Source organism: Geomonas subterranea, assembly GCF_019063845.1.
In the GTDB taxonomy this organism is placed as follows: Bacteria; Desulfobacterota; Desulfuromonadia; order Geobacterales; family Geobacteraceae; genus Geomonas; species Geomonas subterranea.
In genome coordinates this window covers 3,584,562-3,600,099 of record NZ_CP077683.1, presented here as the reverse complement: position 1 = coordinate 3,600,099, position 15,538 = coordinate 3,584,562, and the positions used below count along the sequence as shown (strand labels likewise).

The window sequence follows — 15,538 nt, the reverse complement described above, 5'->3', positions numbered from 1 at the left end:
AACTCCTTGGGCGGTGACGGCATACGGCGGTCCGCCGGCTAATCTAGCACGATTGCGCACCGGGACGCAACTAATTGCGTAATTCGGGCAATGTGTAATTTGTTCCCATGAACTGAATAATATTGATTATTCCTCTTCCCTACCCTAAAATGTGCCACTAAAAACCAAGGGAACCCATGACGCGCGTCCTCCTCATCGCAGACACCCAACGGGTGCAACGGATCTTCCACAACATGGCGGAGCAGGGACTGCTGCAACTGCAGACGGCGTCAACCCTCGCCCTGGGTGAATTCGAACTATCCACCTTTTCCCCCGACATCACCTTCGTTCAAAGCCGCATCTCCGGGTTTTCAGGAGACATCCTGCTGCGCCATCTGGACAAGATGCTCCCCTCCGGGGGGCGGCTGGTGCTCCTGGCCGGCGACAGTGAGGATGCCGTTCAGGCCAAAAGGCACGGCAGGACCTCGCTCGACCTCGCCACGGAGGACGGGCTCCTTGAACAGTCGGTGGCGGCGCTGCTGACAGGGGAGACCCTCCCCGCGGCACAGCTTCCGGAGGAGCCGCAGCCTGCCAAGACGGCGGTCTCCAGGGCGCGAAAAGTGCCTCCCGCCGGGAATGCCGCGCTGCAAGAAGTCCCTCGCGAAGACGCCGCACAGGCGCGCCCTGAACCTGCGGAGCCTGAAGCCGCAGGCCTTGAACCATCAGATCTTACGCCGGAGGGAGAAGAAACCGCCCCGTTGCCTGCTGTTGCCGCTCAGCCGCTGCCAGCGGAGCCGGCGGCCGCGGGTGAGTACCCTCCCGTGCGGCGCGGGGGCAGGAGCGCCGTCTCCGTCTTCGAGGAGGCGATGCAGCAGGCCGAAGCCAGGACCGCGCCGGTGGAAGCGGCGTTGTCGGAGGTGGAAGACCGGGTCGAGGTGAGAACGGGAGGGGGCAGAAACGAAATTACCGGGGAGTCTTTGCCGGCTCCACCCGCGCTGGACGGAGCGGCCAAGGGTGGGGGCGGTTACTATGCGGGCGAGACGGTGGCCGACGCGCTGCTCCGGGCCGAGCGGAAGAAACGGCGCCGGCCGTTACTGTTCATCGTCCCGGTGCTGCTCCTCGTTGCTGTCCCGCTGGCCTCGTACCTTGCCGGCAGAAGCTCCGCGCCAGACCGGGCGGCCCTGCCCGCGCCCAAGCCGGCAGAGAAGCCTACCGCTTCCGGCGCCCCGCGGGGTGCCGCACCGGTTGTGCCGCTGCCTGTTCCCGGCGCTGTTCCCGCCCCCCCCGGGGCCGTGCCTCCCGCCGCACCGGCAGTGCCGCCTGCCGTACCGGCAGTGCCGTCCGCCGCTACAGCAGTGCCTTCAACCAAGCCGCGGACGCCGGCCAGCTCTAAACCGGAAGGGGAGAAGCAGGCGAAGGGCGCCGCGCGACGGGGCGTGGAAAAGCTTCCTGCCATGCTGGAAGGTACCAAGGTCGACGCCGGGTATGAAAATAAGCATCCCGGCTGGGTCAGGTACATCGGCATCCGGGCCGAGTACAAGCTGTTCAAGGAGAATAACGTGTACCGTGCCATTCAGGTCATCCCTGTTGCCGGCGGCACCATCTCCGACGACCAGTTCCACAGGGTGCTGCGCCAGTTTGGCGGCGCGGACAGCTATCGCGTAGAGTCGACCGCGAGCAAGGGGGACTACCTGGTCGAGCAGTGCCTGACCACGGGGGCCTCCGCGCTCACCATCTATCGAAACAAGACAGACAGGAAGATGAAGGCCCTGGTGGTCTATTACCCCTGATACGAGGCGACAGATGATCTTTGCCGACAAGGCCACATTACTTCTGGCGCTGCTGTTGATCCCTGCACGGATCTACGCGGCGCCTCCGGAGTTCCAGATCGACTTGAAGGAGTTGGACCGGCAACACCCTGCCGCGGCGCCCAAGCCTGCGCACAAGCCGGTCCCGAAGCAGCAAAAGCAGGCGCCCCGGAAGAAAGAGCCGGCGGCGAAGGCCCAGCACGAGATGAAAAAGGAGCAGGCCCCTTCCGGCGGCGAGAACGTCCGCTACACCATCAAGCCGGGGGACCACATCTTCAAGATCCTCGTGGGGCATTTCGGGATGTCCAACGAGGCGGCCGAGCGCCTGGTCCCGGAGATCATCGAGCTCAACGACATCAAAAACATCAAGGCCCTCGAAGTCGGACGGACGCTGCTCATCCCGGCTGCGGCTTTGAAAGGGCATGAGGCGAAACCGGGCAAGACGGAGAAGGCGAAGAGCGGGGAAGCGCCGTCGCAGAAGCCGAAAGGGGCGGTGCCCCGCAAGGAGGCGACACCGGCGCCGGCCGAGGCGCCGAGGGCGCCCGAACCCGCTCCCGGGAGACCCGAGCCAGCCGTACCCGCTCCGGCGCCTGCCCCGGTAGTGAAGACCGCACCGGCAAGAAAGGCTGAACCAGCTCCGGCCCCGGCAGTCAAGGCGGAACCGGTTCCAAAACCCGCCCCGGCCCCGGTACCGGCCCCGAAACCTGCTCCTGCTCCGGCTCCGGCTCCCGCAGCGGCGCAGTCGGAGCCCGCGCTCCCCGTGGCCCCCACGTGGGTCTGCCCGGTCAACCGGCACGATGCCGGCAGCGTCGTCGACTCTGTTCTGAACGCTGTCTCAGCCGCGTGGAGCCGCAACAAGATCATCCATTCCGCCGCGGGGGCCGCCACCCCCTTCAGCATCAGGGTCGATCGCTATTTCGAGTACAAGGGGAACCGCTACATAATCAGCATCGGGGAGAACGACCCGTACAACTACACACTGATCAGGATACTGGAGAGTGCCGGATACCGGGTGCTCATGCTGACAGGGAAGGAAGATTTTCAGACGGTGACGGAGAAGCTGCTCAGGCTGGCGGGGATCTCCCCGGATTTCGGTGCGCACGCGCTGCGGGAGGGGAGCCGGGTGACCGGGTTCCTGGTCCAGCAGGATGACGCGGCGGGGAGGCGTGTGGTGATCACAGATACGGCGCCTCCTCCGGGGCACAAGTGGGTCATGCCTGCCGGGTGCGGCGCCAGGTAGCGGCGGACATCAGGGGATGGGGATCGCGGAGCGCTCCCCATCCTCGGTGTAGTAACCGATGTTGTCGTGGGAGCTGGAGTTGCCTTGCGGGGGGGGCGCCGCGGGGAACGCGTTTTTCGCAGTGGTTTCCGCGGGGTCGGGCTTTTGCTGCAGCACTTCCTTGGGAGCCGGCACGGTTGCTTTCACCTTCTCCTTGAACTCGTCACGCTTTCCCTTCGCCGCTTCGTCCACCCAGCCATCCACCTTCTGGCGCACCAGTGCCTCTATGTTGTCCTTGAGGGGGCGGTACTCCGCTTCCTGCCGCACCGGTTTCACGCGCTGCAGCTGGTCGAAGACCTTTTTGGAATAACGGTCCCGCTTGTCGGGCGTCTGGCTGTTGTAACAGCCGATGGCCTTCCAGGTGTAACCGTACTTCTCCATGCACATGGAAAGGATCCAGGCGCCGGTCTTCACGCTGTTGCACGGGTCTCCCAGGGAGTTCCAGCGCTGCTTGCCGATGGTCGGAGCCCAGCTCGAGTTGATCTGCATCAGCCCGAAGTCGTAGGTGCCGTTGGTGTTGTGGTTGACGGCGGCGGGGTTGAAATTGGATTCCACCTTGGCGATCGCCCGCAGGATTTGCGGGTTGATGCCATATTCGGCGCCGGCTTCTTCAAAGCAGAAAGCGGAAGCGTTGGTCGTCGCTGCGAGCAAAAGGGCTGCTGCCGTGTAAAGCAGTGTGGCTTTACCCATCACGGGTCCTCTTTTGGGGGGTGGGGTCATCCGCAGTCAGGGGCGAGGTTGGCGGGCGGATGCCGGCGGCGGTTGCGACTGCCGTCCGGAGCACAATTCGCTCAATAATACATTTTCGGAATCGGCATGTCATCTGATAAAGTATCGCTGCCATACCAGGCGCCGGTAACCGCGGGTGCGCCTGCCGCGATTTTCTTGCCAAGGAGCAGCCGATGAGAATGAATCTGAGCGAGTTGGAGATCAGGATCCTTGGATGCCTGATGGAAAAAGAGCTGACGACGCCCGAATATTACCCGCTCACCCTGAATGCGCTCGCCGCGGCCTGCAACCAGAAGTCGAACCGGGACCCGGTGCTGAGCTTTTCCGAGCCGGACCTGCAGCGAGGCCTGGAGGCCCTGGGTGCGCGTGGGCTGGCGCGGCTCACCACCACCGGCGGACGGGTGAACAAGTACGTACACTCGATGGGCGACAAGCTGGGGCTGTCCGCTCCCGCGCGGGCGGTGCTCGCCGAGCTGATGCTGCGCGGGCCGCAGACGGCGGCGGAATTGCGTAGCCGCTGCCAACGGATGACCGAGGTGGGAAACCTGGTTGCGGTCGAGGAGATTCTGCTTGGCCTGCAGCAGCACGGTCCCTCCCTGGTGGTACGGCTGCCGCGCCAGGCCGGGCGCAAAGAGCCGCGTTACGCCCAGGTCTTCGCCGGGATGCCCGAACTCCCCGAAGAGGAGCCCGAGGCGCCGGCCGCGCCTTCGGCGCCGAGGACCCGGCCGGGGGGCGAGCGCCTGGAGCACCTGGAGCAGGAAGTCGGCAGCTTGCGCCAGGAGATTGCCGAACTGCGCCGGGAGGTGGAGGAATTGCTGGCCGCCTTCTCGTAGGGCGGCGCCACATCTCCAGCCGGGAAAATCCCCCTGTCCCCCTTCGCAAAGGGGAAACCTGAGCTCACCTGCGGTGCTTCGCAGACGAAAGAAGGCTCGACCATCCGGTCGAGCCTTCTTTGTTTTTCCAGATCCAGCGGCGGCTTTGATTAGATCAGGCCGTGGGCCACCATGGCTTTGGCGACCTTGATGAAGCCGGCGATGTTGGCGCCGTTCACGTAGTTGCCCGGGGTGCCGTACTCGGCGGCGGTCTCGTAGCAGGTGTCATGGATGTTTTTCATGATCTGGGCGAGGCGCTGCTCGGTGTATTCGAAGGTCCAGGCGTCGCGGCAGGCGTTCTGCTGCATCTCCAAAGCGGAGGTTGCGACGCCGCCGGCGTTGGCCGCCTTGCCCGGGCCGTAGGCGATTCCCGCCTCCAGGAACACCTTCACCCCCTCAGGGGTGGTCGGCATGTTGGCGCCTTCGCCCACGGCGATGCAGCCGTTCTTGACCAGGGTGGCTGCGTCCTTCCCGTTGATCTCGTTCTGGGTCGCGGAAGGCATGGCCACCTGGCAGGGGATGTCCCAGATGTTGCCGTTGGCGATGTACTTGGCGTCCTTATGGTACTTCGCGTAGTCCTCGATGCGGCGGCGCTCCACTTCCTTGAGCTGTTTGACCAGGTCGAGGTCGATCCCCTTCTCGTGGAAGATAACCCCGTTGGAGTCGGAGCAGGTGACGCACTTGCCCCCCAGTTGGTGGATCTTCTCGATGGTGTAGATGGCGACGTTGCCGGAGCCGGAAACGGAGCAGGTCTTTCCTTCGAAGGTTTCCTTGCGGACCTTCAGCATGGCGTCGACGAAGAAGGTGGCGCCATAGCCGGTCGCCTCGGTGCGCACCAGGGAGCCACCCCAGTCAAGTCCCTTGCCGGTCAGGACACCCGGCTCGAACCGGTTGGTGATCCGTTTGTACTGGCCGAACATGTAGCCGATCTCGCGTCCGCCGACCCCGATGTCGCCGGCCGGGACGTCGGTGTGCTCGCCCAGGTGGCGGTAGAGCTCGGTGATGAAGCTCTGGCAGAAACGCATGATCTCGTTGTCGGATTTCCCCTTGGGATCGAAGTCGGAACCACCCTTGCCGCCGCCGATCGGAAGGCCGGTGAGGGAGTTCTTGAAGATCTGTTCGAAGCCGAGGAATTTGATGATGCCGAGGTAGACGGAGGGGTGGAAGCGCAGGCCGCCCTTGTAGGGGCCGAGCGCGCTGTTGAATTCGACGCGGAAGCCGCGGTTGATGTGTACGTTGCCGGCGTCATCCTGCCAGGGCACGCGGAAGATGATCTGGCGCTCCGGCTCGCAGATCCTCTCGATGATCTTGCGATCCGTGAACTCCGGGTGTTTCACCAGGACCGGTCCCAGCGACTCCAGTACCTCGCGTACCGCCTGGTGGAACTCGACCTCGCCGGGATTTCTCTTCAGGACTTCCTGGAAAATCGGCTCTACTTTTTCGTCAATCTGTGGCGACATACATCCTCCTTTGCGCATTGTAAGAGCGGTTGCCCGTTCTTTAATCAGTCACGGCGGCGTGTGCGGTGCCGCATGCCGAAATATGTCGCAGTCTAATGCACGTCGTGAACCATTTTTAGGCATATACGCACATTAAATGTGCATATGGTGAAATGGTGCTGATTTTGTTGGCAAATGCCTCAGGGGTGGGGGTGGTGGAGGTGGTGAAAAAGTAATCAGCAGAGGAGGTGTGAATTACTTTTATTACTCTGTTTAATTTTGGAGAGTACACACCTGGCGGGGCGGCGGGGGGAGAGCGGTAAAAAAGGGGATGATGGCACGGGTCGTCATCCCCTTGGAATCCGGGTGCGGGGGAGCCTAGTTCGTGAACATGAGCTTGCGCTCCAGGTCCATCGAGTGGGATAGGCGCTTGGCCTCTTCCATGGTGATCTGCTCCTGCTCGTGCAGCTGGATCAGGTGCTGGTCGAGGGTCTGCATCTGGTACTGGCTGCGGCCGTTTTCCATGTGCGCCTCGATCTCGTCCAGGCGCCCCTCACGGATGCAGCTCTGGATGGTTGTGGTGGCGCGCATGATCTCCAGTACCGGGATGATGGACTCGCCGGTCTTGTTCATCACCAGTCGGATGGAGACGGTGGCCACCAGTATGTCGGCCAGCCTCTGCCTGACGATCTCCTGCGCGTCGGGGGGGAAGTGCCCGACGATCCTGTTGATGGTGGATACCGCCCCCTGGGTGTGCAGGGTCGACATCACGAGGTGGCCGGTTTCGGCTGCCATGAGGCAGGATTCGATGGTGTCGGTGTCGCGCATCTCGCCCACCATGATCAGGTCCGGGTCCATGCGCAGCGCGGCCTTGAGCGCCGAGCTGAAGCTGTCCGTGTCGATGCCGACCTCGCGCTGGATGATGCAGCTCTTCTCCGACTGGAACAGGAACTCGATCGGGTCTTCGATGGTGATGCAGTTGTAGCTGAAGCTTTCGTTGATGTAGCGCAGCATCGAGGCGAGCGTGGTGGACTTGCCGTTGCCGGTCGGGCCGGTGACCAGGATCAGGCCGTTCGGGGCCTTCACGATCTCCCCGAGGACCGGTGGCAGGCGCAGCTCGTCGAAGGTGCCGATGTGGGCGGGAATCACCCGCATGATGATGCCGAAGTGGCCGCGCTGCTTGAAGATGCTGACGCGGAAACGCGCGCCGCTGGGAAGGGAGAAGGAGGTGTCGAATTCCTTCTGGTCCGGCTCCCAGCGCCGGCCGTGGTGCGTCATGATCTGCGCGGCGATGAACTCGGTGTCCTCGGCGTTCAGGTTGGGAAGCTTGGAGCGGATGATCTGCCCCTTGCCGCGGAAAAAGGGAGGGTTGTCCACCTCGAAATGCACGTCGGACACCTTCTTGCTGAAGGCTATTTCCAGAATTTGGACGAAGATCTTGGCATCCATGCGGTCCCTCTCTTGCTCCGGCAGATTGATTGATGGAAGTCGGGGCGGCTGCGCCCTACTTCTGGGCGCAGCGCTTGCGGTACAGGATGTTGTCGATAACGAGGCCGGCGTGCTGGGACAGGATCTCCAGCAGCGGCAGTTGCGGGTCCGTCCCGGTACCCGGGCCGAAGTCGGCGTAGATCACGGCGATGACGCGTCCGAAACTTTTCACCGGGAGCAGCAGCGCCTTGGCGGTAAGCGGCGCTCCGATGGCGCCGTACATGGTGTCGCGCAGGGGCTGGTCCGCGTCGCAGTAGCAGATCTCGCCGTCGAGCGCCCGCTGGTACAGCGACTCGGGGGGGGGGCTCAGGCGCAGCTTCACCGAGGTGACGGCGCCAGCCGCGTCGACGCCGATGGCCCGCTCCGCGATCAGCTCCGAGCGCACCACCACCATGGTGACGCCGCGGCGGAAGACGCCGCAGGCGGCCTGCAGCAGAGCGAAGGTCACCTCGGGGGGGTCGCGCCGCTCGGCCAGCGTGAGGAACTGGTTGCGGAACTTGTCGGAGTGATCCTGTGCCGGCTTGCCGTGGTCGCGGTCCAGGTAGGCGGCGAGCGCGCGGCAGCTGTTGATGGTATCGGCGATGAAGGTGTCGGGGCGCAGCTCGCGGCTTGGGCGCGGCAGCAGCGCGGACACGCCGTTTTCCTGCGCCGCGGCGCAGAGCGCGTAATCCGCCGGGGTCACCAGGAGGGCGATGGGGAGATCGGGAAAGCGCTCCCGTTTTTGTTTCAGCAACGCGGCGAGGTCGCGCCCGTTTCTCCCGGAAGGTTCGCCGGCGTCCAGAAGCAGCAGCGGGGATTTCTCCCGCGAAAGCGCCTGGTCGAGGACCGGTTCGAGCTGGTCGGGATCGTCGGTCGCGCAGATGAAACGCGGGCCGCAGACCGACGCGCAGCACTCGCGCATCAGTCTCCCGGAGGTCAAAAGGACCACGCCGAGGTCGCCGCCGGGTGCCGGGGCGCGCCCGGCAAGCTGTTCCAGGTAGCTGAAGAGTTCCTGCTGCTCGTGGGACGGGATTCCCGCCAGTTCACCCCGCAACCGGCTGGCGGCGGTCTCGACGACCTCCTCCTGGATCGCGGAGAAGTAGGTGGGGATGCGGCTCTCCAGTTCCTCCAGTTCCTCGAGCCCCAGGTCGGCGGCGGAGATCTCGGCGGAGCCGGAGCCGCGCTGCGCCTCGGGGAGGGGCATGTTGCCGAAGATGGACTCGGAGGTGAGGGTGCCGTCGCGCTTGCGCTCGTCGTAGATGCGCAGGGCGTCCATGAGGATGCTCTGCGTGTTCATGTTGATCTGCTGGTTGTTTTTTTCCGGGAAGTAGCGGTACTCGTCGGAGACGACGATCTTGTCGACGTCGAGGCAGAAGGTGCCCCTGGTCCAGGTCAGCACCTCCACGATGGTCATCTCGATCAGCGCCTCGAGCCCCTGGTAGGCGACCTGGGTCTCGACGGTGCCGTTCTCGATCAGCATCTGGATGATCGGTTTGCGGGCGTCGCCGGCGTTGCGCTGCTCGGTCAGGGTCCTTTCCAGGGCCTCGCGGCTCAAAAGACCCATGTCCACCATGACCTGGCCGATGCGGATGGAGTTGTTGACGTGGTTCGCGCTGACGATGAAGCCGTCCCGGAAAACGAGCTGGCTCTCCCCCTTGGCGCCTTTGAGCGTGAGGGTGCCGGTCTTGCCGGTCTGGTGCAGCAGCTGGATGACATCCACTAAGGGAAGGTGCTCTAAATCGCCTTCAAAGGACATGCCGGTACCCTTGTCTGCCTGTGGTGGGTGAGGTGGTGCGGGTCAAGCGGGTCAAGCGGGGGAGATTCTAACATGCGGTTGGGGGTAAGTAAATCGGAATTGCTGGAGAATTGGCAAAAAGGCGGCGGGTGCTAGGCGGCCTCCAGTTCCCCGGTGTGGCTGAGCCAGGCGAGGGCGAGGGCGAGCAGGCCGGCGACGCCCCCCATGGTGAGGCTGCGGCTTACGTAGTGGGCGTTGCGCCGGACGAGGAAGTCGACGAAATCGTCCCGTTGCGCGACCATGCGCTCCAGCAGCCGGCCGTCCTCGCGCACCGTCTTCAGTCCGCTGCGGCCGCCGCTGCGCAGGGTGGTGCTGTCCTCGACGGTCTGCATCAGCCTTCCCATCATGGCGAAGACGGCGCTGCCGCGGTTGCCGCCGTTGGCCAGCTCGCGCCGGTACACCGGAAGCGCCTCGTCGAAGAGGCTCGGGAGCCCCGCCAACGCCTCCTCGCGGATACCACCCCCCTGGAAGCGGTTGCGTACCCGCTGCGCCGCCCCGGGATCGCTGTGCTCGAAGAAGAGCCGTGCGAGCGTCTCGATGGAGGCGCGCAGGCTCGCCTCGTTGCGGCCGGGGGCGCAGGCGCTGGCGCAGAGGACCAGCCCCCCCAGGAAGATGTACCCCTTGTGGCAGCTGGTGCCGACGGCACGCTGCACCGCGCGTTCGGCCGCGACCCCCAGGCGCACCCGGGCCGCCAGGTCCTCGCCGGAAAGGACCGCGTCGCAGAGGTCCATGAGGTACAGGGAGACGATCTTCAGCGAGGCCTCCAGGCGGGGGACGGAGAGGTCGGGGTGGGCGCCGCAGTCGCAGAGATCCACGAGCCCCGGTTTCGGGGTCAGGTAGAGCTCCATGAAGGCTCCGCGCGCCAGGTCTTGCGCAAGTTTGGGAAGGTGGCTGGTCATCTCTCTAGGGTCGGGCTCCGGGTCCGGGGATGGTACAGCGGGAGGATCATAGCATTTTTTGGCCCAATAAGAGAATGTGTATACATTATAAAGGGATAAGGGGGTTCCGGGAGGGGAGTGGAGGGGGGGCGACCCCGCGGCCAGGAGGTGCCGGCGCCGGTCCCCGCGAGGGGGGGCGCGGCGCGAGGGGAGCATAATAACCTTGAATTGCAAGGACGATCTGGGATAATCTCCGTCTTGGCGCCCGGATCCCGGGCGCGGCATCAATGAGGTGCACCGCAGATTCCCGTCCAGCTCTACCCTTGCCGCAGGGGGCAAAGGAGCTTCCCGCCTCCCCGACCACCGGCCTTCCGGGTACGCCGGGTCTGATCCAGCGCACGCATCTATCCCGATCGGAGATCCTCTCGACATGGAAACTTACAAGGCGCAGCCGCGACAGCCGCAGCGCAGGTTGAAGAAATCGCCAACCCTCAAGTACCTGCTCTGGGGCGCCACCGGTGGCGCAACCGTCATGCTGTTCGCCTTCCTGGGGTATTTCTTCTACCTCCTGGGCGCGCTCCCCAAGGTGGACCGTCTCGCCGACTACCGCCCCCCGATCCTCTCGCAGGTCTACGGCCAGGACGGCACCCTGGTCGGCGAGTTCTACCTCGAGCGGCGCACCGTGGTGCCGGTGGACAAGATGCCCAAGCGGCTGATCCAGGCCTTCGTGTCCGCCGAGGACTCCAACTTTTACCAGCACAAGGGGATCGACTACCTGGGGATCGCCCGCGCCGCGGTGAAGAACCTGATCTCGATGCGCAAGAAGGAGGGGGCTTCCACCATCACGCAGCAGGTGGCCAAGTCCATGCTGCTCACCCCGGAGAAGAAGTTCTCCAGGAAGCTCAAGGAGGCGATCCTGGCCAAGAGGATGGAGGAGCGGCTCACCAAGGACGAGATCCTCTACATCTACCTGAACCAGATCTACCTCGGTGCCGGTGCCTACGGCGTGCAGCTGGCGGCGGAGACCTACTTCGGCAAGGAGGTCGACAAGCTGAACCTGGCCGAGATGGCGATGCTGGCCGGTCTCCCCAAGGCCCCCAACAGCTACTCTCCCATCAAGCACCTGGAGCGGGCCAAGGAGCGCCAGGGGTACGTCCTGGAGCGGATGGTGAAGGAAGGGTACATCACGCAGGCCGAGGCGGAGTACGCCAAGGCGACCCCCATCGTGATCCAGCCCCTGAAGAAGGTGAACGCGGAGCAGTCGGCGTATTTCCTCGAGCAGGTGAGGCAGCAGCTGGTCGAGAAGTACGGCGAGGAGCGCCTCTACAAGGACGGCCTCAAGATCTACACCACCATGAACGCCGAGATGCAGAGGGGGGCCTACGACTCCGTGGTCAACGGTCTCAAGGCGGTGGACAAGCGCCAGGGGTTCCGCGGCGCAGCCAGGTACCTCGCCGAGACCGAGGTGGAGCCCTTCTGCAAGAAGGTCGAGGACGACATCGACGAACTCTCCCTGAAGCAGGGAGCGGTCTACCAGGGCGTGGTGACCGGGGTAGATCCGGCGAAACGCGAGCTGACGGTCCGGGTTGGTGACCGCACCGGGACGCTCCCCAAGAAAAACATGGAGTGGGCCGGCAAGGTGGAACTCGTCAACAGCTACGGAAAGCCGCAGGCGAAAAGGGCCATAGGCCTGGGCGCGGTGCTCGAGCTGCAGGTGAAGGAGCCGGACAAGAACCGCGCCGGTGCGGTCTTCGCCCTGGACCAGGTCCCCGAGGCGCAGGCGGCGCTGATCGCCATCGACCCGATGACCGGCGGGGTGCGGGCCATGGTCGGCGGGTACGACTACAAGAAGAGCCAGTTCAACCGCGCCATGCAGGCCAAGAGGAATCCGGGCTCCGCCTTCAAGCCGGTCATCTACGCGGCGGCCCTCGAGCACGGCATGACCACGGCGAGCATCATCGACGACTCCCAGGTGGAGTACGAAAGCGGCGGCGACAAGGCCTGGAAGCCGAAGAACTACGACAACGTCTACCGCGGCCCCGTCACCATGCGCGAGGCGCTTACCAACTCCATCAACGTGGTCAGCGTCAAGATCCTGGAAAAGATCGGCGTGGGTACCGCCATCGACTACGCCAAGAAGCTCGGCATCACCTCCCCCCTGGCCAGCAACCTGACGCTTGCCCTGGGCTCCTCCAGCGTCACCCCCATGGAGCTCACCAGCGCCTACGCGGTGTTCGCCTCGGGCGGCTACCGCACCACCCCCTACTTCGTCACCAAGGTGCTCGACCGCGACGGCAACGTGCTGGAAGAGGTGCAGGAGCCGAAGGTGCCGGTCTTCGGCAAGATGTCGAGCGCTGCGGCGGATGCGCCTGCGGAAGGGGACGGTGAGGAGGGGGCTGCCCCGCCGGCGGTTCCGCAGCCGGGGCAGCCGGTGCTCTCCGAGGCGAGCGGTGGCGTGGTCCCGGTGATCCCCCCCGAGACCGCCTTCATCATGACCAACCTGATGGAAAGCGTCGTCTCCAGCGGTACCGGCGGCAGGGCACGCGCCCTGGGGCGTCCGGTGGCGGGCAAGACCGGCACCACCAACGACATGAAGGACGCCTGGTTCGTGGGATACGTGCCGCAACTGGTGGCCGGGGTCTGGGTCGGGTACGACCAGGAGCGCAGTCTCGGTTCCGGCGGTTCCGGCGGGCAGGCGGCCGCCCCTATCTGGACCGAGTTCATGCAGCGCGCCCTGGCCGGGGTCCCGGTGAAATCGTTCCCCACCCCGGGCAACGTCACCTTCGCCCTCATCGACCCGCGCAACGGGCACCTGGCCAAGGAAGGGACCCCGGGTGCGGTGCAGGAATGCTTCGTCTCGGGGACCGAGCCGACCAGCTACGGCTCGGACCCGGCGCCCGAGGCGGCTTCTACGCCGTAACAGCCCGGTTTCAGAAGGTTTTTCTGCGGCGGGGACGGTTGTTTGGCCCGCCGGAACCCGCCGGCGTAAACCCTTGCCAGGAGCGGATCGAGGCGTTAAAAATGGGCTAGAACCGCTCCTGACGCGGGGAAAATGGCAGCCGGATCAAAAAAACCCTTGCAAGTTACGAATATATGATTATAGTGGCGTTAATTTAATCCAGCCAAGGAGGGTCTCACATGACTAAAGCAGAACTGGTCGAAGCAGTGGCGAAGTCCGCAAACATCCCCAAGGCCGCAGCCGAGAAGGCCGTCGGTGCATTCATCTCCACCGTGAGCGGTGCGCTGAAGAAGGGCGACAGGGTAACCCTGGTAGGTTTCGGCAGCTTCGAGGTTTCCAGCCGCCAGGCCCGTACCGGCAGGAACCCGCAGACCGGCAAGGAGATCAAGATCGCCGAAGCCAAGGTGCCCAAGTTCCGCCCGGGCAAGGCCCTGAAGGACGCCATCGCTGCCAAGAAGAAGTAGTCCCGGACCAGCCAGCGACGTGCCCCTCCACGACTGTTGCTACGTCTCCGGCACGCATGAGAACCCCGCCCCCAAAGCGGGGTTTTCTCTTGTAAACGTATACGGTAAAAGAAAAACTTGCCTTTGTCGGGCGCATGTAGTAAAGCTGTTCGCCTGACTGACATCAGTTCCACCGGGGTTATACCCCTCCCATCGATCCAACCCCTCGCATTCAGGTTAATCCCCACGAGAAATGCGGCAGCAGCTAATTGGTTGGCAACGATGTATGGTTTGCCGGTCATAATGGCGTGTTGCCGAGAAATATTCAGCTAAGCCTGCGACAATCGTTGTCGCGGCGGGTTTGGCACGCCCCACATTTCACCGCCTTCCGGCGCAGCAGCCGCCTTCGTCCCGTGGGGATTCCCGGGATCGCAGCGTGGTCATGCTTTGTCGTGAGGGTACGTAAAGGAAACGCATGTCTTTTGAATCATTGAATCTCTCCGCCCCTCTCCTCAAAGCAATCAGCGCCTGCGGCTATACCGAGCCGACCCCGATCCAGGCCGAGTCCATCCCGCTGGCGCTCTCCGGCCGCGACCTCATCGGCAGCGCCCAGACCGGCACCGGCAAGACCGCCTCCTTCGTCCTCCCGGCGCTGGAGCGCCTCCTGGTCCCGTCGCAGGTACGCGGCAAGGGGCCGCGCATCCTGGTGCTGACGCCGACCCGCGAACTGGCGATCCAGGTCGTCGACGCGGTCCGGACCTACGGCAAGTTCATGAGGGTGCGCTGCGGTTCCATCCTTGGGGGGATGCCCTACCGCGACCAGATGATGCTCCTCTCCAGCCCGGTCGACATCATCGTGGCCACCCCGGGGCGCCTGATCGACCACCTGGACCGCCGCTCCATCAACTTCTCCCGCCTGGAGATGCTGGTTCTCGACGAGGCGGACCGCATGCTCGACATGGGCTTCTCCGAGGACGTGGACCGCATCGCGGCCGCGGCGCCGACCGAGCGCCAGACCCTGCTCTTCACCGCCACCATGGATGACGCCATGGCGAAACTCGCCCAGCGCCTCCTGAAGGATCCGGTCCGGGTCGCGGTGGACGTGACGCAGGTCACCAACCTCCAGATCGAGCAGCGCCTGCATGTCACAGATGACATGCGCCACAAGAACCGCCTGCTGCAGCACCTGGTCTCCGACGCGAGCGTCACCAAGGCGATCATCTTCTCGGCGACCAAGAGGGACGCCGACCAGCTCGCCTTCGAACTCTACTCGCAGGGTCACGCGGCCGCCGCGCTGCACGGCGACATGTCGCAGGGGGCGCGCAACAAGACCATCACCAACATGCGCCGCGGCAAGGTGCGCCTTCTGGTCGCCACCGACGTCGCCGCCCGCGGCCTGGACGTCTCCGGCATCAGCCACGTGATCAACTTCGACCTGCCCAAGTTCGCCGAGGACTACGTGCACCGCATCGGCCGCACCGGCCGCGCCGGCGCCACCGGCATCGCCATCTCGTTCTGCTCCATGAACGAGGTCGCCTACCTCGACCGCATCGAGCGCCTGACCGGGAAACCGCTCCCCCAGCACGTCATCGAGGGGCTCGAGCCGACCCGTCCCCTGAGAAGGAACAACTCCGGCCCCGGCGCCCGCAAGGGGCGCCCCGGCTTCGATCCGCGCAAGAAGGGCTTCGCTCCCAAGGGGCGTCCCGCCCAGGGGGGACGCCCCGGGCAAAGCGCCCGTCCGGGCCAGGGAAGCGGCCCCGGCCGGCGCGACGCGCAGCCGGTGGTCGAGTACCGTCGCGGCAGGGGCGGCGCGGGAAACTAGCCTTTTCCTTGCTTTAAGTCGTTGGTTTTGGTATCGTTTGCACCTGTGTATACACGGCCCCCCGGCGT

The 15,538-nt window shown here is 64.7% G+C and carries 11 protein-coding genes; 6 read left to right on the top strand and 5 right to left on the bottom strand.

The window, feature by feature from the left end; genetic code table 11:
- Positions 1 to 176 precede the first annotated feature (176 nt).
- Positions 177 to 1,769, top strand: coding sequence for a hypothetical protein (locus KP001_RS15630; protein ID WP_217286515.1), 1,593 nt, complete (start codon positions 177 to 179; stop codon positions 1,767 to 1,769).
- Positions 1,770 to 1,782: 13 nt separating this feature from the next.
- A complete protein-coding gene (locus KP001_RS15625; protein ID WP_217286514.1) occupies positions 1,783 to 3,027 on the top strand; it encodes a LysM peptidoglycan-binding domain-containing protein in 1,245 nt (414 codons plus the stop codon).
- A 9-nt stretch (positions 3,028 to 3,036) separates the two neighbouring features.
- Here KP001_RS15625 and KP001_RS15620 read toward each other — a convergent pair whose 3' ends face one another.
- The gene (locus KP001_RS15620) at positions 3,037 to 3,756 is read right to left on the bottom strand and encodes a lytic transglycosylase domain-containing protein (protein ID WP_224958801.1); all 720 of its coding nucleotides are present in this window, start codon (positions 3,754 to 3,756) and stop codon (positions 3,037 to 3,039) included.
- A 212-nt stretch (positions 3,757 to 3,968) separates the two neighbouring features.
- Between KP001_RS15620 and KP001_RS15615 the strand changes: the two genes are divergently transcribed.
- Positions 3,969 to 4,628, top strand: coding sequence for a YceH family protein (locus tag KP001_RS15615; protein WP_217286512.1), 660 nt, complete (start codon positions 3,969 to 3,971; stop codon positions 4,626 to 4,628).
- Positions 4,629 to 4,777: 149 nt separating this feature from the next.
- Here KP001_RS15615 and gdhA read toward each other — a convergent pair whose 3' ends face one another.
- The 4 genes from gdhA to KP001_RS15595 all read right to left on the bottom strand — a co-directional run bounded on the left by gdhA (position 4,778) and on the right by KP001_RS15595 (position 10,267).
- Positions 4,778 to 6,127, bottom strand: coding sequence for an NADP-specific glutamate dehydrogenase (gdhA, locus tag KP001_RS15610; RefSeq protein ID WP_217286511.1), 1,350 nt, complete (start codon positions 6,125 to 6,127; stop codon positions 4,778 to 4,780).
- A 357-nt stretch (positions 6,128 to 6,484) separates the two neighbouring features.
- Positions 6,485 to 7,555 (bottom strand): type IV pilus twitching motility protein PilT, encoded by a 1,071-nt coding sequence (locus tag KP001_RS15605; RefSeq protein ID WP_217286510.1) that lies wholly within the window; start codon positions 7,553 to 7,555, stop codon positions 6,485 to 6,487.
- 55 nt (positions 7,556 to 7,610) lie between these two features.
- Positions 7,611 to 9,329 carry a response regulator gene (locus KP001_RS15600; protein ID WP_217286509.1) on the bottom strand — a complete coding sequence of 573 codons (1,719 nt, stop codon included), beginning with the start codon at positions 9,327 to 9,329 and terminating at the stop codon, positions 7,611 to 7,613.
- A 131-nt stretch (positions 9,330 to 9,460) separates the two neighbouring features.
- Complete coding sequence (locus KP001_RS15595; RefSeq protein WP_217286508.1) at positions 9,461 to 10,267, bottom strand: triphosphoribosyl-dephospho-CoA synthase; 807 nt, start codon at positions 10,265 to 10,267, stop codon at positions 9,461 to 9,463.
- A gap of 409 nt (positions 10,268 to 10,676) precedes the next feature.
- Here KP001_RS15595 and KP001_RS15590 point away from each other — a divergent pair, with 409 nt between their 5' ends.
- The 3 genes from KP001_RS15590 (at position 10,677) to KP001_RS15580 (ending at position 15,470) form a co-directional block, all read left to right on the top strand.
- Positions 10,677 to 13,166, top strand: coding sequence for a penicillin-binding protein 1A (locus tag KP001_RS15590; protein WP_217286507.1), 2,490 nt, complete (start codon positions 10,677 to 10,679; stop codon positions 13,164 to 13,166).
- Between the two features lie 218 nt (positions 13,167 to 13,384).
- The gene (locus tag KP001_RS15585) at positions 13,385 to 13,669 is read left to right on the top strand and encodes an HU family DNA-binding protein (protein WP_217286506.1); all 285 of its coding nucleotides are present in this window, start codon (positions 13,385 to 13,387) and stop codon (positions 13,667 to 13,669) included.
- Between the two features lie 454 nt (positions 13,670 to 14,123).
- Positions 14,124 to 15,470: a DEAD/DEAH box helicase gene (locus tag KP001_RS15580; protein WP_217286505.1), complete on the top strand. Its 1,347-nt coding sequence runs from the start codon at positions 14,124 to 14,126 to the stop codon at positions 15,468 to 15,470.
- Positions 15,471 to 15,538: the final 68 nt, after the last annotated feature.